The following is an 18,204-nucleotide window of genomic DNA, read 5'->3' on the forward strand; positions in this document are numbered from 1 at the left end:
GCTGCCGAGCCTGCGAGGCTGCGAACGGCAACGCAGTTGCCGCACAACCTGCATCCGCAATCTGACTGGAAAAACGCGTCGGCTGGTGTACGACGGCTACGCCGTCGATCGCAGCCTGCGGCTGCGGCTACGGTCACAAGCCCTTCAGGTCGCGCTCTTCAATGGGCCGGCTCTGGCGCAGGCGCTTGCCGCCGAGCACCACCCAGTCGATCAGGCGATACAGGCATTCCAGCCCGAACGACAGCAGCAAGGCGCCGCTCATCGCCCAGATCATCGCTTGCGGGGTCAGCAGGATCTGGTAGCTGTAGCCGTTCCAGGTTTCCTTGCGGATATCCGGGTCGGCGGCCAGCACCACTTGCAGCAGGCGGATGTACCACGGGCCCTGCATGGCCTGGAACTGCTTGTCCAGCGCGCGCTGGCGATCGAGCAGGTTGCCCAGGCTATCGGCGTCGCTGCGGAACACCGGGTCGTCGCTGGCCCGGTAGTGGGCGACCAGCGCCTGCAAATCGCCCTTGAAGAACTGGTTGGCGGTGCCCTGGAAGCCTTGCAGGCCGGCCTGGGCCTCGATCAGGTGAGCCTCGACCCGCTTGGCGTAATCGCTGATGAAACCCGGCACTTGCACGCCGACCAACAGGCCGGCCGCAAACAACACCAGCCGCAGATAACTGAGCAACATAGGGGATGTCCTTATTCGGTCTGGCCGTGCATGACGCATTCACCGCGCCGCCACAGGCTCCATTGGCCCGGCTCGTAGCGGGTCCAGGTTTCGTTTTCGGTCAAGGGTTCGGTGGCGATCACCGTCACCACGTCGTTGGGCGTGGTTTCGGCCTGGAAGTCGACGATCACATCGACGTCCTTCAGGCGGGCCGGGCCAAAGGGCGCGCGACGGGTGATCTGCGCCAGTTTGGTCGAGCAATAGCAGAACAGCCAGTCGCCGTCGCTGAGCAGGCAGTTGAACACGCCCTTGCTGCGGTATTCGGCGCAGGCGGCCACCAACGACGGCAACAATTGCTCGACGTCCACGGGTTCGGGAAAGGCTTCGCGCACCCGGTTGAGCAGGTCGCAGAAAGCCGCCTCGCTGTCGGTATCGCCCACCGGCCGGTAGAAGCTGGCGACGGCTTGCAGGTCCGCCAGCTGGCCGTTGTGGGCGAAACACCAGTTGCGCCCCCATAGCTCACGCACGAACGGATGGGTATTGGACAGGCAGACCTTGCCGACGTTGGCCTGGCGAATGTGGCCGATCACCACTTCGCTCTTGATCGGGTACCGCTGCACCAGGTTGGCCACTTCCGACTCGCTGCTCGCCGCCGGGTCCTGGAACAGGCGCAGGCCACGGCCCTCGTAGAAAGCGATGCCCCAGCCGTCGCGATGCGGACCGGTGCGCCCGCCGCGCTGCATCAGCCCGGTAAAGCTGAACACGATATCGGTCGGTACATTGGCGCTCATGCCCAATAACTCACACATGCTCGGACTCTCGCTTCAATGCGTGTTACAGGCGCGGTTCGATCCGCGAACGCTGGGGGTTGCTGGGCACGGGTGGGCGGCCATAACGATCGTCGCCGGCACCGCCGAAGGGCTGGTCGTCCGGCTCTTCGGCGCGGGCCGCGGCCCTGGCGGCTTCGGCCTGCTCCTTGCGGGCCTGGGCGGCACGCTCGATCGGCCAGCGGATCAGGACGAACACCAGGTAGATGCCGAAGGCGATCACGCCATACATGAACAGGTCGGAGACCGCGCGCCAGGCGTTGTTGCCGACCTTGAACAGCATGTCCAGGGCGGTGATGGCCACGGCCGGGGCGAACATTTCCTTGGCCGGGTCGACGACGGTCGGGCTGAACAGCAGCACCGCCACCAGAATCCGCAGCGGCTCGCGCAGCCAGCGCCACATCCAGCGGGTCAGGCGCATCCACACCAGCAGGCAGCCCAGGGCGGCGAAGGCGTAGAGCCCCCAAGCGATCAGATAGTCGTTCTCGGTCATGGTGTCCATGGCAAGGCAGGCAAAGAGGCGCTTATGATAACGGCTTTTCGCATGCCCGGCTGCACCGCTGTCTGCCGCGCCCTTAATTGTCACCGCCCCGAGAGCCCTTCATGCCCGTATCCGCCCCCGTCACCAGCGCCCCGATCGCCCGCAAGGCCGAAGGCCCGGACCCGTACGCCTGGCTCCAGGAGCGCGACACCGATGCCGTGCTCGATTACCTGAAGGCCGAGAACAGTTATCAAGAGGCCGCCCTCGCCGACCAGGCGGCGCTGCGTGAAACCCTGTTCCAGGAAATCAAGGGCCGGATCCTCGAGACCGACCTGTCCCTGCCCTCGCCCTGGGGCCCGTACCTGTATTACACGCGCACCACCGCCGGCGACGAATATGCCCGGCACTACCGCTGCCCGCGCCCGGCCGACGACAGCCTGAGCGTCGACGAAAGCCAGGAACAGCTGCTGCTGGACCCCAACGAGCTGGCCAAGGGCGGTTTCTTTTCCCTCGGCGCCTTCAGCATCAGCCCCGACCACCAGCGCCTGGCCTACAGCCTCGATACCAGCGGCGAAGAGGTCTACACGCTGTTCGTCAAGGAGCTGTCCAGCGGCAAGATCAGCGAACTGGAGTTCGTCGATTGCGACGGCAGCATGACCTGGGCCAACGACAGCCTGACCCTGTTCTTCGCCGAGCTGGACGACACCCACCGCCCGCACAAGCTACTGCGCTATCGCCTGGACGGCACCGCCGCCGAAGAAGTGTTCCATGAGCCGGACGGGCGCTTTTTCCTCCATTGCTACCGCTCGAGCTCCGAGAAACAGCTGCTGCTGTCGCTGGGCAGCAAGACCACCAGCGAGGTCTGGGTACTCGACGCGGCGCAGCCGCAGCAAGCCTTCACCTGCCTGGCGCCACGGGTCGAGCACCATGAATACGACGTCGACCACGGCCTGCTCGATGGCCAGTGGACCTGGTTTATCCGCAGCAACCGCGACGGCATCAACTTCGCCCTCTACCAGGCGCCGGACCTGGGCACGCCGCCAAGCGCAGCCGACTGGCAGAACCTGATCCCGCACAGCGCCAGCGTGATGCTCGAAGGCCTGAGCCTGAACGCCTCGGCCATGACCCTGAGCCTGCGCGAAGGCGGCCTGCCGATCATCGAGGTGCACCCCGAGGGCCTGCCGGCTTACCGCGTGCAACTGCCGGATGCGGCCTACAGCCTGCATGTGCAGAACAGCCTGGAGTTCGTCAGCCAGCGCATCCGCCTGCGCTACGAAGCGCTGAACCGCCCGGCGCAGATCCGCCAGCTGGATCTGGCCGGCGGCGAACAGAAAGTGCTCAAGGAAACCCCGGTGCTCGGCGTATTCGACCCGGATGCCTATGTCAGCCAGCGCCTGTGGGCGACCGCGGCCGACGGCACCCAGGTGCCGATCAGCCTGGTGATCAAGCGTGCAGCCCTGGGCCGGCCGGCGCCGCTGTACCTGTATGGCTACGGCGCCTACGGCGAAAGCCTCGACCCGTGGTTTTCCCATGCGCGCCTGAGCCTGCTGGAGCGCGGCGTGGCCTTCGCCATCGCCCACGTTCGCGGTGGCGGCGAGCTGGGCGAAGCCTGGTACCGCGCCGGCAAGCAGGAACACAAGCAGAACACCTTCAGCGACTTTATCGCCTGCGCCGAACACCTGATCGCCGAGGGCCTGACCACTTCCGAGCAACTGGCCATCAGCGGCGGCAGCGCCGGCGGCCTGCTGATCGGCGCGGTGCTCAACCAGCGTCCAGAGCTGTTCAAGGCGGCGATCGCCGAGGTGCCGTTCGTCGATGTGCTCAACACCATGCTCGACCCCGACCTGCCGCTGACCGTCACCGAATACGACGAATGGGGCAACCCACAGGAGCCGGAGGTGTATGCACGGATCAAGGCCTATGCGCCCTACGAGAATGTCGAGGCCAAGGCCTATCCGGCGACCCTGGTGATCGCCGGCTATAACGACAGCCGCGTGCAGTACTGGGAAGCGGCCAAGTGGGTGGCCCGCCTGCGCGCCACCAAGACCGACGACAACTTGCTGCTGCTCAAGACCGAGCTGGGCGCCGGCCATGGCGGCATGAGCGGGCGTTACCAGGGATTGCGTGACGTAGCGCTCGAATATGCATTTGTTTTCAAGATTCTGGGCATTGCCTGAGGAACTCCGGCCGGCGCTCCTGTCTTAAGGACAGCGCCGCCGGTCCCAGGCCATACCGCACCTGCCCGGGACTGCCACAGACACAAGAAAAAGACCGTGACGACATGCCAGAACCTACCTTGTTGAACAATGAAATTCGCGACTGGCTGATGGACTGCGGATTGTTCGATCAGCTCTTGCCGGCCGACTTCAATGCCGCCGCCGGCTACTTCAGCATCAGCAGCATCGCCCAGGGCCAGGAAATCTTCCGCGAGGGCGATGCCGGCAGCTTCATGTGCATCATCCATTCCGGCCAGGTGGCGGTGCAGAAGACCAACAGCGAAGGGGTGCGCGTGACCATCGCCACCCTGCGCAGCGGCCGGGCCTTCGGCGAGATGGCGGTGCTCGACGGCGAGCGGCGCTCGGCCAGTTGCGTGGCCGCCAGCGATTGCCGGCTGCTCAACCTGGGCAAGGACTCGCTGGAGAAAATGCTCAACGAGGCGCCGAAGATCGCCGCCAAGATTATCCGCGCCCTCGCCATCTCACTGTCCAAGCGCCTGCGCATGGCCGACGGGCAGTTGCTTTCGCAACAGGTCTAGCCACCCGGGGCCCTGGTTTTCGTCTCGTTGTGCTCCAGCCCTGGCAAAGGCTGGTCTTTCGGCGGCTTGGGCCGGTCGATCGGCGGCAGCAATGGCGCGCCGCCATGGGCCGCGGCCTTGGGTGTGCTGGGCGGCGTGATCTGCGGATACGGGGTTGGGGTCGCGGTGCCGGGCGAGCCGGCGGCAGGCATCGGTGTCACGGGCACGGCCTGCAGCTCCTGGGCGTGCACGGCGGTCATCGCCAGCGCCGCACTTAGCAAGAGCGCTGTGCGGGCAATGACCGTTAGAATAGTGCGCTTCATCAATGGCTCCCTCGCTATTGTCAGCCCTCAGGCTACTCCCAACCGGGGCGGTTTGCCTTTCTCATTGAGACCTTCATGAAACGTTTCGTTCTGCTGGACACCACCCCGATTCCCGAAAATGGCGGTGCCTTGTGCCTGTTCGAATACGGCGAGGATTTTGTCATCAAGATCCAGGGCGGCGACGGCGGGCAACTGATGAACACCCGCATGCACGGCTCCGAAGACGCCCTGGCGGAAATCCCCTGCCGCAAGGTCGCCGGACGCCCCCACTCGCGGGTACTGATCGGCGGCCTGGGCATGGGCTTCACCCTCGCCTCGGCCCTCAAGCACCTGGGCAAGAGCGCCGAAGTGGTGGTCGCCGAGCTGGTGCCGGGGGTGGTCGAATGGAACCGCGGACCGCTGGGAGAGAAGTCCGGCCGGCCGTTGCTCGACCCGCGCACGACGATCCGCATGGAAGACGTGGCCAAGGTCCTGCAGGCCGAACCCCAGGGGTTCGACGCGATCATGCTCGACGTCGACAACGGCCCCGAAGGCCTGACCCAAAAGGCCAACAGCTGGCTCTATTCCTCCGCCGGGCTGGCGGCCTGTGCCAGGGCCCTGCGGCCCAAGGGCGTGCTGGCGGTGTGGTCGGCGAGCGCCGACAGGCAGTATTCCGACAAGCTGCGCAAGGCCGGCTTCAAGGCCGAGGAAGTGCAGGTCTTCGCCCATGGCAACAAGGGCACCCGCCACACCATCTGGATTGCCGAGAAGCTCAAGGCCTGAGCTAAACTCAGGCTCATTACCGTCATTAGTCTTTGCATAAAGGTGAACCCATGAGTTCGACCAACACTTCCAAGCTCGACCGCATCCTCGCCGACGCCCAGCGCGACCGCGAGATGGGCTACCGCGACAAGGCCCTGAAGATGTATCCGCACGTTTGCGGGCGCTGCGCCCGCGAGTTCTCCGGCAAGCGCTTGAGCGAGCTGACCGTGCACCACCGCGACCACAATCACGACAACAACCCGCAGGACGGTTCCAACTGGGAACTGCTGTGCCTGTACTGCCACGACAACGAACACTCGCGCTACACCGACCAGCAGTATTTCGGCGAGGGTTCCCTGAGCACGCCGAAAGTCGCCAAGGCCACCCACAACCCCTTCGCCGCGCTGGCGGGGTTGATGAAGAAAGACGAAGAGTAACCTTCGCCCTCCCCGGTCCAACTGGACCGGCCTCTCGCGGGCAAGCGGCGCACCGGCAGACACTGATCCTGCAGATGTGCCGCTTGCCCGCGATGCATTTGCCGGATCCAACCGCCGGCCGACAATCCCCGTATAATCGCGGTTTTTCTCGAAGGCACCCCGCTCGTGGCAAACAAAAGGTACAGCTGCATTGGTTTGTATAACCCCAAGTCGCCGGAGAACGTCGGTTCGGTGATGCGCGCCGCCGGCTGCTATGGCGTCGCGTCGGTGTTCTACACCGGCAAGCGCTATGAACGGGCCCGCGACTTCGTCACCGACACCAAGAAGGTCCACCAGGACATCCCGCTGATCGGCATCGACGACCTGAAGAAAATCCTGCCCCTGGGCTGCGTGCCGGTGGCGGTGGAACTGGTGGAAGGCGCCCGTTCGCTGCCGGAATACACCCACCCGGACCGCGCGCTGTACATCTTCGGCCCGGAAGACGGCTCCCTGGACAAGGACATCCGCGACTGGTGCGAAGACGTGGTCTACATCCCGACCACCGGTTGCATGAACCTCGCCGCCACCGTCAACGTGGTGCTCTACGACCGCCTGGCCAAGGGCAACAACACCCGCTCCGGCCCCAAGTTTTGAGCACTGCGCCGAGCGCTTTTCCTGGCTCGTCGACGATTCGATGGAACAAGCGACGCACCCGCGCAGTCAGCTTTATATCCATCACCCCAGGAGACAGATCATGAGCGACAGCAAACAACTGGACCCCATCGAAACCACTCCCCTACAGAGCCAGCCAGACCAGAACGTGCAAGGCTGGGAGCGCATCGGCTCGCTGGCCGGCGGCGTGGTCATGGTCGGCAAGGGCCTGCGCCGTGGCGGTGTGTTCGGCCTGATTCAGGTCGCCATCGGCGGAGTCGCCCTGGCCCGGGGCATCACCGGCCACAGTTCGGCGAAAAGCCTGCTGGAGAAGAGCCGCCAGGATATGCAGAACGTACGGGCGAAGATCGAGCGTGCCGGCGCGGAGCTCAAGACGCTCAAGGCCAATGCCGAGGCGGCGACCCGTACCGCGACCGTGACCGGCAACGATTCAGTGCAATCGCCCAAGGCCGGGGTTTGACCGGCGGCCGCGAAAGCCGCGTCGAAGAACGAACGCCATTGCTGCCGCAACAGCCTTGCTGGCGATTGAGCGCATAGCGCTCAGCGCAACAAATCGCTATCGAGCACCTTCGACGCCCCGCCCAGCACGCTCTCGCTGAGCTTCACGAACTCGTCGGTGCTGACGCTTTCCAGGCGCATCACCGACCGGGTCACGTCATCCAGCGAACGCTTGTTGCGGGTCTTGAGGCGGATTTCCCGGTCCAGTTCCTGCAATAGCAGCACGGCCCTGGCCACCACCGGCGCGTCCACCTGCTCGCCGCGCAGGCTGTCGACGCCCTGGCCGCTCTTGGCCAGGCGGGCCTCCAGGGTTTGATAACGCTCATCGCTCATGCCGCCGGCGCGACGCATCAATTCAATGGCGTAATACTCCGCCAGCCCCTCGCCGATCCAGTCGCTGCGCTCGCTGTCGTTGATCCGCGCAAAGACCTGGATCGCCTCGCGCAGCAGCGGGCTGGTGCCGCTCTCGCTGACCAGCGGCAGGCGGCTGTGCAGGTACAGCGAATCGTGCCCGGCCAGGCTGCCGCGCCACATCGGGTCGGCCGCGCCGACAATCAGCAATTTGTCTGGATGGCGGGGAAAGGTCGCCTGGATCTGCGGCCAGACAAAGGTCAGCAGCGTCAGCACATCCATGCGCCGCATGCCCTGCCCTTGCGGCGAGGCCACCGTGACTTCGGTTTCCCCCAGCCGGGTGCGGCGGCTGCCCAGGGCACCGGCCAGCATCCAGCCGGTAGGCCGGTCGAACAGACGGGCGGGGTTATCGATACGAAAACGGTTCTTGCCGATTCGCGGCCAGGCGGTTTCCACGCTTTTCCAGCCGGCGGGCAACTCGAATTCCAGGCGTGCCACCAGTTCGACGCCGTCCTGCTGGTCGAGCTTCGCCGGCGGCACCAGCGCATCGCCGCGCAACAAGGCCCAGTTGGGTGTCATGCGGCTGTCGAAACTGTCTTTTCTCAGGCTGTGGCTGATCCGCACCCGATAGCTCAGGCTGGCCTTGCCGCTGGCCGGGCGCCATACGCCGCGCTGTGCCGCGGGCTGCCATTGGCCATCGGCCTTGAAGTCGCTGTAATCGCCTGGCTGGCCCAGGTCGAAATCCAGGCTGCGCACCGCCGCGCCGTCGGCCAGGGTCAGGCGCACTTGCGCTTGATCGCTCTGCGGCAACAGGCGCACGTGGTAATCCAGATCGACTTTTCTTGCCGCCCACCCCGGCGCACTGAGCACCAGCAACCAGCCGGCCAGCGCCAGCCTTGCCCCCACAGCCATACACACTCCTTCGTGAACAAACCTTGAACGCGCGCGCGGCGTAACCTCAGCCGGCGCGGAAAATCAGATGATCTTCCCAGTCTTCCTCGGCCACGCTGCCTTCGGCGAGCATGCGCCCGGACTGGGAAATACGCTCGTGGTGCACCGCGTCGCGGTCACCGCACACCAGATGGTGCCAGAGCGGCAGGTCCTTGCCCTCGCTGACCAGGCGATAGCCGCAGGTCGGCGGCAGCCACTTGAACTCGTCGGCCTTGCCCGGGGTGAGCTGGATACAGTCCGGCACCGAGGCGCGACGGTTGGCGTAGTCGCTGCACTGGCAGGTCTTCAGGTCCAGCAGTTTGCAGGCGATGCGGGTGTAATAGACGCTGTTGTCTTCTTCATCCTCGAGCTTCTGCAGGCAGCACAGGCCACAACCGTCGCACAACGACTCCCATTCCTCCTGATCGAGTTGTTCGAGGGTTTTGCGGATCCAGAAGGGTTCAACTTTGGCGGCCATGGCTCAGGTAATCGGTATCGGACAGGGAAAAGGCCGCCAGTCTAGTGCCCAAGGTCCCGCGGGCCAAGCGCTGGCGACTGTCGGTAACGCACTACTTGTCAGGCCGCATGCCCGCGCAGTAGCTTTGCCACTCGGACAGCCCCCCGTCCGCATGCCATTAACGCTCGACCGCGTCGCACCCGGTGATTCGCCAAGGATCAGGAAAACCCCACCGCCCAGTCCAACTGCGCTCGCCGGTTTACCCCATTTTTTCTCAAACGTAGCCAGGAGTCTCTTTCATGAGCGCCAACCCCCGCGTTGCCGAGTACGCCATCCACCCGCAATTCATCGAGCGCTGGTCGCCACGCGCCTTCACCGGCGAAGCCATCCCCGAGGAAACCCTGCTGAGCTTCTTCGAAGCCGCCCGCTGGGCGCCGTCGGCCTATAACTCGCAGCCGTGGCGCTTCCTGTATGCGCGCCGCGACACGCCGAACTGGGAACGTTTCCTCGGCCTGCTCAACGAATTCAACCGTGGCTGGGCGCAGCACGCCTCGGCGCTGGTGATCGTGATCTCGAAAACCACCTTCACCGCGCCTGGCGCCAGCGAAGAAACCCCGGCCCTGTGGCACACCTTCGACACCGGTTCGGCCTGGGGCCACCTGGCGTTGCAGGCCAGCATCAGCGGCTGGCACACCCACGGCATGGCCGGGTTCGACCAGGAGCTGACGCGCAAGGAGCTGAAGATTCCGCAGGGTTATGCCCTGCATGCCGCCGTGGCCGTCGGCAAACTGGGCGACAAGGCGAGCCTGGCCGAATACCTGCAAGCCCGCGAAGAGCCGAGCCCGCGTCGGCCATTGAGCGAGACCGTGGCCGAAGGCGACTTCAGCCTGTAAGCCCGCTGCAATCCCTGTAGCCGCTGCCGCAGGCTGCGATCGCCCACAACGTGGGCGCAGTATCTTGAGATCGCTGAAGTCCTTCGGACTTATCGCAGCCTGCGGCAGCGGCTACAGAGTCTGTGTTTCCCTCAGTAACCCCGAGAGAAATCCACTTCGCCACGCAACGCCTCATTAGCTTGATAGGCCCGCAAGTTGTCGATGAACAGCTGAAGTCCTAGCCGAATACCTACAGGCCCGCGAAGAACCAAGCCCGCGTCGGCCATTGAGCGAGACCGTGGCCGAAGGCGATTTCAGCCTGTAAGCCTGCTGCAATCCCTGTAGCCGCTGCCGCAGGCTGCGATCGCCCACAACGTGGGCGCAGGATCTTGAGATCGCTGAAGTCCTTCGGACTTATCGCAGCCTGCGGCAGCGGCTACAGAGTCTGTGTTTCCCCTCAATAACCCCGCGCGAAATCCACTTCGCCACGCAACGCCTCATTGGCTTGATAGGCCCGCAAGTTGTCGATGAACAGCTGCGCCATCAGCGTCGGCGAGGTCGGCGCCGAGCTGTGGCCAGTCAGCAGCAGGCCCCAGGCGGTCCAGAATGGATGGCGCTGCGGCAGCGGCTCCTGGCGGCAGACGTCGATCACCGCGCCCGCCAGATGGCCTTCCTTCAATGCTTCCACCAGGTCCGCATCGACCACCGCGACACCGCGGCCGGTGTTGATGAACAGGCCGGTCGGCTTGAAGCGCTTGAACAGCGCCGCGTCATACAGGTCATGGGTGTGCGGCGTGTTGGGCAGCAGGTTGACCACATAATCGACCTCGCCCACCAGGCGCCCCAGCTCCGACAAGCCCGCCACTTCGATAAACGGCGCCTGCTCCCGGGCTTCGCTGGCGATGCCGTACAGCTCGACGCCGAATGGCAGCAGGAACTGCGCCACGCTCTGGCCGATATCGCCGGCGCCGACGATCAGCACCTTGCGCCCGGCCAGGCTCTGGCCGGTGCGGTTATCCCACTTGCGCTCGACCTGGCTGACCAGGCGCGCCAGCACTTCGCGCTCGTGGCCGAGCATGTAGGTGAGCACGTATTCGGCCATGACCTGGCCGAAGATCCCCACGGCGCGGGTCAGCCGGTAATGCCGTGGCAGGCCGTCGGCGAGCAACGGCGTGATACCGGCCCAGGTCGATTGCAGCCACTGCGGCTGGTGGCCCTGGCGCAACAGGGTGGCCAGCAGGTCCGGCTGGCCGAGCCAGACCGGGCAGTCCGCGGCCAGCTTGGACAGCTCGGCGGAATCGCCACTGGTGAGCACTTCCAGGTCAGGTGCCAGCTGACGCAACAAACGGGCATAAATAGCGTGATCGTGTTCGGCAATCAGAACGCGCATGGTTCAAACCTTACAAAGCGGTGCAGGCGACCGCCGATGGAGTATCGCTCCATCGATCGCGGCCGCCGCCAATAGACTCAGTTCCATTTTCAACGATGCCCCGGACAGGGCATCTACAGGTGTCCGTCAGACCGGATCATTACGGCGCAGCAGTTCTTCGGGCAAGTGCTCAATGTACTCGTCCTCGGCCGGCGGCATCTGCAGGTGGTAACCCTGCTTGTCGAGGTTCTCCAGCACCTGGTGGATGTCCTCGCGCGACAGCTTGCGCTCCGGGCTCAGCACCAGGTCGAAGGCGTGCTGCGGCTTGCCGAACGCCAGCAGCAGGTTTTCCGGCACGCGCTCCAGGGCATCGCTCTTGAGCACGTAGAGGTACATCTCGTTCTTGCGCGGGCTTTTGTAGATCGAGCAGATACGTTTCATGGCTGTTCTCCGGCGGTGGCCAGGCTGTCGAGCAGCGCCTGGCCCATCAATTCGCGGCGCCAGCCACGCAGCGAATCGGGCAATTGGTAGGGTCCGTTGGGGAAGCCGCTCTTGAGCAGGCTTTCCAGGGTTTTCTTGCGCAGCATCAGTTCCGGGGCGATGCCCAGGCGCTCGGCTTCGGCCTGGCCCACGGCGCGCAGGCGCTTGAGCAGGGTCGAGGCTTCCATCGGCAGCGGCTCGGGGACTGCCGGCGGCCACTGGTCGGGGCTGACGCTGGCGGCACGCTTGATCAGGTCCAGCAGGAACTCGCCGTCCTGGCGCACGGTGCGCGGGTGCATGTCTTCGATTTTCGCCAGGGCGCCGAGGCTGTCCGGCTGGCTCTTGGCCAATGGCCACAGCGAATGCTCGCGCACGATCCGGTTGCGCGGCAGATCCCGCGCCCGCGCCTCGCGCTCGCGCCAGGCGCAGAGTTCGCGCAGTACCGCCAGCTGCGCGCGGGACAGCTTCCAGGCCAGTTTGGCGTCGCGGTAGACCTCGTAGGGGTCGACTTCGCGGCGCAGGTTGGCCACCAGCTCGGCGCCGTCTTCCAGCACCCAGTTGTATTTGTCATCGGACAGCTTCGGCCGCAGCTGGGTGTAGACCTCGGCCAGGTGCACGGCGTCTTCGGCGGCGTAGCTGATCTGGGTTTCCGACAACGGCCGCTGCAGCCAGTCGGAGCGGGTTTCGCCCTTGGGCAATTCGATGCCCAGCACTTCCTGGACCAACCGCGAATAGCCCATGGAGAAACCCAGGTTCAGGTAGGCGGCGGCCAGTTGCGTGTCGAACAGCGGCGCCGGCAGGCTGCCGGTCAGGCGTAGCAGGACCTCAAGGTCCTCGCTGCAGGCATGCACCACCTTGACCACCGCGCTGTTCTCCAGCAAGGCCGCCAGCGGCTGCCAGTTGTCGATGGTCAAGGGGTCGATGAGGTAAGCGCGCTGGCCATCGCCGACCTGCAACAGGCCTGCGATTGGATAGAAGGTGTCGACCCGCATGAATTCGGTATCGAGGGCGACGAATGGCAGCTTCTGCCACTCGGTGCAGAATTGACCGAGGCTATCGTTGTCGCGAATCCAGTGAATATCGATGCCCACACGGCTCTCCCTTGAAGAATGGCGCGCAGTATATATCGCCCTCGGAGATTTCTGAGCATTCACTCGACAAGTGCCTGCGCGAAATCGCTACCGGGGCCGCAAGAATGGTGCGAACCCCGTCGGCTAGCTGCGTTTGCGCAGTACATAGACCCGCCAGGCGGCACAACCGGGAATGAAGTCCTGGTGGCTGAGCACGTCGAAACCCGCGCCCTTGAACTCGGCCTCGACCCGCGCCCTGCTGGCCTGCGCCCACGCCGCGCACGTGCGGCGCCCCCGCAGTCGTTGCTGCAGCGCCTTGAAGCGACTGGCGATGCGTACCGCGAGGATTACCGAGTCGCGGCTGACCCGGTGAAATTCGCCCAGCAAGGCCCGGCGCGCCTCGCTGCTGGCGACATGGGGGAACAGTTGCAGGCAGGCGATGCAGTCCACCGCATTGGCCGACAAGCCGATGCTGAACGACGAACTGTGGAAGGTCTTGACCCGCCTGAGCAGGCTCGCCGGATGGTGGGTCTGGGCGTGGTTGAGCATGTCCTGGGACGAGTCCGCCGCCAGGATCACCCGGTTGCCGTGCTCGCCCAGCACCGGCCAGAAGCGCCCCGCGCCACAGGCCAGGTCGAGAATCAGGCCCGGCTCGCCCGCCACTTTCAGCGCACGGCGCACCAGGCGCTCGTCACGCCATAACGCCAGGCGCCGCCCCAGCCCCGGCGGACGCTCGTCGCCGCAGACGCGCGCGTGCGCCTGGTCGTAGCGCCTGGCGAACTCAAGCTCGATGGGAGATGACGGGTGCACGGGCATGGATCTGCTGGCTCTGGTAAGTCCTGGATGAAAAACAGGTTACAGGCCCGATCGTGAAAAAAAGGTCGAACGCGGTTCCAGGCGTCATTGCCGCGCCAGCACCGCGTCGACCACGCTGCCCCGGCAACCGGCGAACAGATCCAGGTCGCGCTGATAGACCTGGCTGTCGACCTCCAGCAAACCCAGCATCGAGTGGAACAGGTTGTCCTGGCTCAGCGGTTTTTCCCGGCTCAGTTGCAGGCAATGGGTGTCCACCGAGAAGGCCTTCTGGTAGCTGTCCGAGAACCAGGCCAGCATCGCCACCTGCTTTTGCTGCGGCGGCGCGAGCATGTAGGGCGTGCCATGCAGGAACAGGTTGTATTCGCCCAGCGACTCGCCGTGGTCCGACAGGTAGAGCATGGCGGTATCGACCTTGTCCTGATTGTCGCGCAGCAAGTCGATCAGGGTCGCCAGCACGTGGTCGGTGTAGAGCAGCGTGTTGTCGTAGCCGTTGACGATGCTCTGGCGGCTGCAATTGTCCAGGGCGTTGCTGCGGCACACCGGGGTGAAGCGCTCGTATTCCCTGGGGTAGCGCTTGAAGTATTCCGGCCCGTGGCTGCCCATCTGGTGCAGGACCAGCACGGTGTCCTTGTCCAGGGTGTCGATGAAGTGCTGCAGGCCCTGGAGCAGGATCTCGTCGCGGCATTCGCTGTTGGCGCACAGCGCCGGGTCCTTGAGATTGCTGACGTCGTCGAGGGTCACCCGGTCGCAGGTGCCCTTGCAGCCGGACTGGTTGTCCCGCCAGATCACCTCGAGCCCGGCGCGCTTGAGCACGTCCAGCAGCCCTTCCTCGTTCTTCGCCTTGCTGGCGTCGTAGTTCTTGCGCCCCATGTTGGAGAACATGCAGGGCACCGAGACCGCCGTCTCGGTGCCGCAGGACGACACGTCGGTGAAGGCGATCAGGCCGCTTTCCTGGCTGAGCTTCGGTGTGGTGTCGCGCTCGTAGCCCAGCACGCCAAAGTTCTCGGCCCGGGCACTTTCGCCGACCACCAGCACCGTCAGCGATTTACGCGCATGCCCCTGCCAGGTCGCATTGCGCCGGGCGTCCTCGCCGATCCTGACGAAGGGCTGGCGCGCCGAAACCACTTGCTCACGCAAGTAACCGATGGAGGCGCCCACGTAGTTGCTCGGCACCAGCATCAGGCGCAACTCATGGTGATTGCGAAACAGCGAGGCCAGGCCTTGATAGTTGGCCAGCGCGACCCCGCCAATGGCCGCCGCGCACATGCCGGAAACCAGCAACTTGCTTAATAACTCACGGTGCCAGCGCCGATAATTGATCGGGGTCTTCCATAACAACCAGGAAGGCAACACGCCCAGCAACAAGATATAAACCAGCAACTTCGGCGAGAGTAAGCCACGCACTTCCGTCACATTGGTTTCGGCAAAGTTGCGAAACATTCCGGCATCGATCAGCACGCCGTACTGGTTCATGAAATAAGCCACGCCGGCACTGACCATAAACAACAGGACCAGCGCCGGCTTCAGCACCCGGCGAAACGCCAGCCAGGTCAGGATGAGGTTGAAGGCACAGAAGATCATCACCCCAAAGGCCACGCGCAAGGCGATGCCGCGGCTGTCCGAAGCGGTAATGCCAAACAGGTGCTGCCAGAGCACGAAGTTGCAGCCAAGCAATAAAAAGGCGCAGGCAATCAGCGTCACCCACTCGGGACGCAGGGGTCTGATATTCAGCATGGCGGTTGGCGTGTTCCTTGAGAGAAGTGCGTCGTCAGGCCGTTTATTAATGACTGCCCACGACAGCACAAACTCTAGGTAGCCGACCATCAAGGTTTCGTGAAAAAGAAGCCAACAAATAGTTGGCATGGCCTTTTGCCAAAACTTTCCCGCACAAGCCTCGCGCAACGCGCGCTAAACGATGTGCCTTGCCCCGTTGCGGGCAGGCGCAAATAATGAGCCGCCCTCGGCCTCTTCCCTTTTGTCATCAAGGATCGACCGCATGAAAGCACGCCTTCTGCTCTGTTCGCTGCTGACCCTCAGCGCCCCGGCATTTGCCGCAGCAAGCGCCTCGCACCTGGACCAGGTCATCGAACGCGGACACCTGAACGTCTGCACCACCGGCGACTACAAGCCCTACACCTACCTGCGCCCGGACGGTGCCTACGAAGGCATCGACATCTCGATGGCGCAGTCTTTGGCGCAAAGCCTGGGGGTGGAGGTGAAGTGGGTGAAAACCACCTGGAAAACCCTGATGCCGGACTTCCTGGCGAACCAGTGCGACATCGCCGTGGGCGGTATTTCCGTGTCCCTGGAGCGGCAGAAGAAAGCCTTCTTCAGCAACACCCTGGGCGTCGACGGGAAGATCCCGCTGGTGCGTTGCGCCGACAAGCAGCGCTACCAGACCGTGGAGCAGATCAACCAGCCTTCGGTGCGCCTGATCGAACCGCCGGGAGGCACCAACGAAGTCTTCGCCCGGGCGCATTTACCCAAGGCCAACCTGACGTTGTTTGCCGACAACGTGACCATCTTCGAGCAACTGCTGGCGAACAAGGCCGACGTGATGATCACCGACGCATCCGAAGCGCGCTACCAGCAAAAACTCAAGCCGGGGCTGTGCGCGGTGAACCCCGAGCAGTACCTGCAATACAGCGAGAAAGCCTTCCTGCTGCCCCGCGACGATGTCGCCTGGAAAAGCTACGTCGACCAGTGGCTGCACCTGAGCAAGGCCACCGGTTTCTACAACGGCGTGGTCGATCAGTGGCTGGCGGCGCCCTCGCCCTGAGCCGTCAGCTGCTCGCGAAAAGCAGCCGTCAGCCGCTTGCGAAAGCAGCCGTCAGCAACTCGCGAAAAGCCTGGCACGCGGCGCTGCGATAGGCGCCCTTGCGCCCCAGCAGCACCACGCTGCGTGGCGCCAGGGGCGGCTGCAGGTTCACCGACCGCAGGCCCGGCTGCTCCTGGGTGATGGCCAGCGGCAGGATGGTCGCCAACTGCCCGCGACGGACGATTTCGACAATCGCGCCGATGGAGTTGGCTTCGATGGCGATGCGCGGCGTTATGCCCTGCTCGCGGCAATAACGGTCGATATGCTGGCGGGTGGCGAAATCGCCGCTGAGCAGCACCAGCGGCTGTAGCTCCAGCCCAGCCGCCGTCACGTTGTGCGCCAACGCGGGCTGCTGCTCGCGGCTGACCATCAGGCCCAGGTTTTCCTCGAACAGCCACTGGCTCTCGATGTCCGGCAGGTGCTGGCCGGCAAAGGCGATGCCCAGGTCCAGGCGGTCTTCGGCCAGGGCGGCTTCCAGCTGGTCCTGGCTCATCTCTTCAAGGCTCAGGCCGATCCCCGGATAGCGCTGGTTGAACGAGGTCAGCAGCGGCCCCGCCAGGTAGGTGCTGAAGGTCGGGGTCATGGCCAGGCGCAACGAGCCGCGCCGCAAATCCTGCACGTCATGCATGGCGCGCCTGGCGGCCTCCAGGTCTTGCAGGGCCAGCCGCGCATACCGCACATAGGCCTCGCCGGCGTCGGTCAGGCGCACCGTGCGCCCCGAGCGGTCGAACAGCGGCGCGCCCAGGCTGTCGTCCAGTTGCTTGATTTGTTGCGACAGCGTCGGCTGGGACACGTGCAAGGCTTCGGCGGCGCGGGTGAAGTTGCCGTGCTCGGCGACGGCCAAGAGGTAACGGATATGGCGTAGCAGCATGATTGCTCCAGGCTAGGGTCGCCAACTATAGGCTGTACTTATGGAAAGCATAACAAGCCAGTCTTGGACGCTATAGCTGAAATTTCCCATCCTTGCGCCATCAGCGATGCAAGGAGAACCACCATGCAGCACATCATCGACGGCTTTCTCAAGTTCCAGCGCGAAGCCTTCCCGAAACGCAGCGAGTTGTTCCAGCAACTGGCCACCACCCAGAACCCCAGCGCCCTGTTCGTCACCTGCTCCGACAGCCGGGTGGTGCCGGAACTGCTGACCCAGCAGGAACCGGGCGACCTGTTCGTGATCCGCAACGCCGGCAATATCGTGCCCTCCTACGGGCCGGAGCCGGGCGGCGTGTCGGCCACCGTGGAATATGCGGTGGCGGTGCTCGGGGTCAGCGATATCGTGATCTGCGGGCATTCGGACTGCGGCGCCATGACCGCCATTTCCACCTGCAAATGCCTGGACCACCTGCCGGCCGTGGCCAACTGGCTGCGCCATGCCGAGTCGGCCAAGGTGGTCAATGCCGCCCGCAGCCATGCCTCGGACGCCGACCGCCTGGATGCCCTGGTGCGGGAAAACGTGATCGCCCAGCTGGCTAACCTGAAGACCCATCCCGCGGTCGCCCTGGCCCTGGAACAGGGCCGGCTGAACCTGCACGGCTGGGTGTATGACATCGCCAGCGGCGCGATTGCCGCGCTGGACGGCCCCAGCCAGGGCTTCGTTTCCCTGGCCGATCACCCCCAAGCCTGTGCCTTGGTCGGCAAACCGCGCCGCACGGCTTGAGCACTGCCTTTTCACCCGCCTTCATTCAACAGCCGTTTCA

General features: G+C 64.6%; 21 protein-coding genes and 1 pseudogene. 10 read left to right on the forward strand and 12 right to left on the reverse strand.

Translation table 11 applies throughout. The features are described 5' to 3' along the window. Nucleotides 1-133 precede the first annotated feature (133 nt). From BLV20_RS06520 to BLV20_RS06530, 3 genes are read right to left on the reverse strand one after another with little or no spacing between them, the layout of a single operon-like run. A complete protein-coding gene (locus BLV20_RS06520; protein WP_092298642.1) occupies nucleotides 134-676 on the reverse strand; it encodes a DUF2937 family protein in 543 nt (180 codons plus the stop codon). 11 nt (nucleotides 677-687) lie between these two features. Further along, a complete protein-coding gene (locus tag BLV20_RS06525; RefSeq protein WP_092298676.1) occupies nucleotides 688-1,464 on the reverse strand; it encodes a class II glutamine amidotransferase in 777 nt (258 codons plus the stop codon). 25 nt (nucleotides 1,465-1,489) lie between these two features. Further along, nucleotides 1,490-1,984: an MFS transporter gene (locus BLV20_RS06530; protein ID WP_092298679.1), complete on the reverse strand. Its 495-nt coding sequence runs from the start codon at nucleotides 1,982-1,984 to the stop codon at nucleotides 1,490-1,492. Between the two features lie 101 nt (nucleotides 1,985-2,085). Here BLV20_RS06530 and BLV20_RS06535 point away from each other — a divergent pair, with 101 nt between their 5' ends. Together BLV20_RS06535 and BLV20_RS06540 are read left to right on the forward strand one after the other, a co-directional pair. Beyond that, the gene (locus tag BLV20_RS06535; RefSeq protein WP_092298682.1) at nucleotides 2,086-4,140 is read left to right on the forward strand and encodes a S9 family peptidase; all 2,055 of its coding nucleotides are present in this window, start codon (nucleotides 2,086-2,088) and stop codon (nucleotides 4,138-4,140) included. 104 nt (nucleotides 4,141-4,244) lie between these two features. Continuing rightward, nucleotides 4,245-4,718, forward strand: a complete 474-nt coding sequence (locus tag BLV20_RS06540; protein ID WP_092298685.1) for a cyclic nucleotide-binding domain-containing protein — start codon at nucleotides 4,245-4,247, stop codon at nucleotides 4,716-4,718. On the opposite strand, the gene BLV20_RS06545 is transcribed toward BLV20_RS06540, so the two are convergent. Continuing rightward, nucleotides 4,715-5,020 (reverse strand): hypothetical protein, encoded by a 306-nt coding sequence (locus BLV20_RS06545; RefSeq protein WP_092298688.1) that lies wholly within the window; start codon nucleotides 5,018-5,020, stop codon nucleotides 4,715-4,717. The two genes, BLV20_RS06540 and BLV20_RS06545, sit on opposite strands and share 4 nt — an antisense overlap. 75 nt (nucleotides 5,021-5,095) lie before the next feature. Between BLV20_RS06545 and BLV20_RS06550 the strand changes: the two genes are divergently transcribed. The 4 genes from BLV20_RS06550 to BLV20_RS06565 all read left to right on the forward strand — a co-directional run bounded on the left by BLV20_RS06550 (nucleotide 5,096) and on the right by BLV20_RS06565 (nucleotide 7,309). Next, entirely contained in the window at nucleotides 5,096-5,782 is a 687-nt protein-coding gene (locus BLV20_RS06550; protein WP_092298691.1) for a spermidine synthase, read from the forward strand. 50 nt (nucleotides 5,783-5,832) lie between these two features. Continuing rightward, on the forward strand, nucleotides 5,833-6,198 hold the full coding sequence (locus BLV20_RS06555) for a YajD family HNH nuclease (RefSeq protein WP_009042617.1): 366 nt from the start codon (nucleotides 5,833-5,835) through the stop codon (nucleotides 6,196-6,198). A gap of 165 nt (nucleotides 6,199-6,363) precedes the next feature. Beyond that, a complete protein-coding gene (locus BLV20_RS06560) occupies nucleotides 6,364-6,831 on the forward strand; it encodes an RNA methyltransferase (RefSeq protein WP_007926908.1) in 468 nt (155 codons plus the stop codon). 100 nt (nucleotides 6,832-6,931) lie between these two features. Continuing rightward, nucleotides 6,932-7,309, forward strand: coding sequence for a YgaP family membrane protein (locus BLV20_RS06565; protein WP_092298694.1), 378 nt, complete (start codon nucleotides 6,932-6,934; stop codon nucleotides 7,307-7,309). Nucleotides 7,310-7,389: 80 nt separating this feature from the next. Here BLV20_RS06565 and BLV20_RS06570 read toward each other — a convergent pair whose 3' ends face one another. Together BLV20_RS06570 and BLV20_RS06575 are read right to left on the reverse strand one after the other, a co-directional pair. Continuing rightward, a complete protein-coding gene (locus BLV20_RS06570; protein ID WP_092298697.1) occupies nucleotides 7,390-8,610 on the reverse strand; it encodes a hypothetical protein in 1,221 nt (406 codons plus the stop codon). Between the two features lie 46 nt (nucleotides 8,611-8,656). Then, nucleotides 8,657-9,106, reverse strand: a complete 450-nt coding sequence (locus BLV20_RS06575; RefSeq protein WP_007926912.1) for a YcgN family cysteine cluster protein — start codon at nucleotides 9,104-9,106, stop codon at nucleotides 8,657-8,659. 278 nt (nucleotides 9,107-9,384) lie between these two features. Between BLV20_RS06575 and BLV20_RS06580 the strand changes: the two genes are divergently transcribed. Together BLV20_RS06580 and BLV20_RS30885 are read left to right on the forward strand one after the other, a co-directional pair. Beyond that, nucleotides 9,385-9,978 carry a nitroreductase family protein gene (locus BLV20_RS06580; protein ID WP_092298700.1) on the forward strand — a complete coding sequence of 198 codons (594 nt, stop codon included), beginning with the start codon at nucleotides 9,385-9,387 and terminating at the stop codon, nucleotides 9,976-9,978. A 217-nt stretch (nucleotides 9,979-10,195) separates the two neighbouring features. Further along, nucleotides 10,196-10,282 (forward strand): annotated as a pseudogene (locus BLV20_RS30885) (nitroreductase family protein); the annotation flags it as partial. Between the two features lie 132 nt (nucleotides 10,283-10,414). Here BLV20_RS30885 and BLV20_RS06585 read toward each other — a convergent pair. The 5 genes from BLV20_RS06585 to BLV20_RS06605 all read right to left on the reverse strand — a co-directional run bounded on the left by BLV20_RS06585 (nucleotide 10,415) and on the right by BLV20_RS06605 (nucleotide 15,426). Further along, complete coding sequence (locus BLV20_RS06585) at nucleotides 10,415-11,347, reverse strand: D-2-hydroxyacid dehydrogenase (protein WP_092298704.1); 933 nt, start codon at nucleotides 11,345-11,347, stop codon at nucleotides 10,415-10,417. A gap of 126 nt (nucleotides 11,348-11,473) precedes the next feature. Further along, a complete protein-coding gene (locus BLV20_RS06590; RefSeq protein WP_023968183.1) occupies nucleotides 11,474-11,767 on the reverse strand; it encodes a YcgL domain-containing protein in 294 nt (97 codons plus the stop codon). After that, nucleotides 11,764-12,897, reverse strand: coding sequence for a ribonuclease D (gene rnd / locus BLV20_RS06595; RefSeq protein ID WP_092298707.1), 1,134 nt, complete (start codon nucleotides 12,895-12,897; stop codon nucleotides 11,764-11,766). Before rnd ends, BLV20_RS06590 begins: the two co-directional genes overlap by 4 nt. A gap of 123 nt (nucleotides 12,898-13,020) precedes the next feature. Next, nucleotides 13,021-13,692, reverse strand: a complete 672-nt coding sequence (locus tag BLV20_RS06600; RefSeq protein WP_092298710.1) for a class I SAM-dependent methyltransferase — start codon at nucleotides 13,690-13,692, stop codon at nucleotides 13,021-13,023. A gap of 84 nt (nucleotides 13,693-13,776) precedes the next feature. Next, the gene (locus BLV20_RS06605; protein ID WP_092298713.1) at nucleotides 13,777-15,426 is read right to left on the reverse strand and encodes a phosphoethanolamine transferase; all 1,650 of its coding nucleotides are present in this window, start codon (nucleotides 15,424-15,426) and stop codon (nucleotides 13,777-13,779) included. A gap of 262 nt (nucleotides 15,427-15,688) precedes the next feature. On the opposite strand from BLV20_RS06605, the gene BLV20_RS06610 reads away from it, so the two are divergent. Further along, nucleotides 15,689-16,471, forward strand: a complete 783-nt coding sequence (locus BLV20_RS06610) for a transporter substrate-binding domain-containing protein (RefSeq protein WP_092298716.1) — start codon at nucleotides 15,689-15,691, stop codon at nucleotides 16,469-16,471. A gap of 28 nt (nucleotides 16,472-16,499) precedes the next feature. Here the strand turns inward: BLV20_RS06610 and cynR are convergent, their stop codons facing one another. Continuing rightward, a complete protein-coding gene (gene cynR / locus BLV20_RS06615) occupies nucleotides 16,500-17,381 on the reverse strand; it encodes a transcriptional regulator CynR (RefSeq protein ID WP_092298719.1) in 882 nt (293 codons plus the stop codon). Between the two features lie 123 nt (nucleotides 17,382-17,504). Between cynR and BLV20_RS06620 the strand changes: the two genes are divergently transcribed. Next, the gene (locus BLV20_RS06620) at nucleotides 17,505-18,164 is read left to right on the forward strand and encodes a carbonic anhydrase (protein ID WP_092298722.1); all 660 of its coding nucleotides are present in this window, start codon (nucleotides 17,505-17,507) and stop codon (nucleotides 18,162-18,164) included. The last annotated feature ends 40 nt before the right edge of the window (nucleotides 18,165-18,204 follow it).

The organism is Pseudomonas sp. NFIX28, assembly GCF_900107395.1.
Lineage (GTDB): Bacteria > Pseudomonadota > Gammaproteobacteria > Pseudomonadales > Pseudomonadaceae > Aquipseudomonas.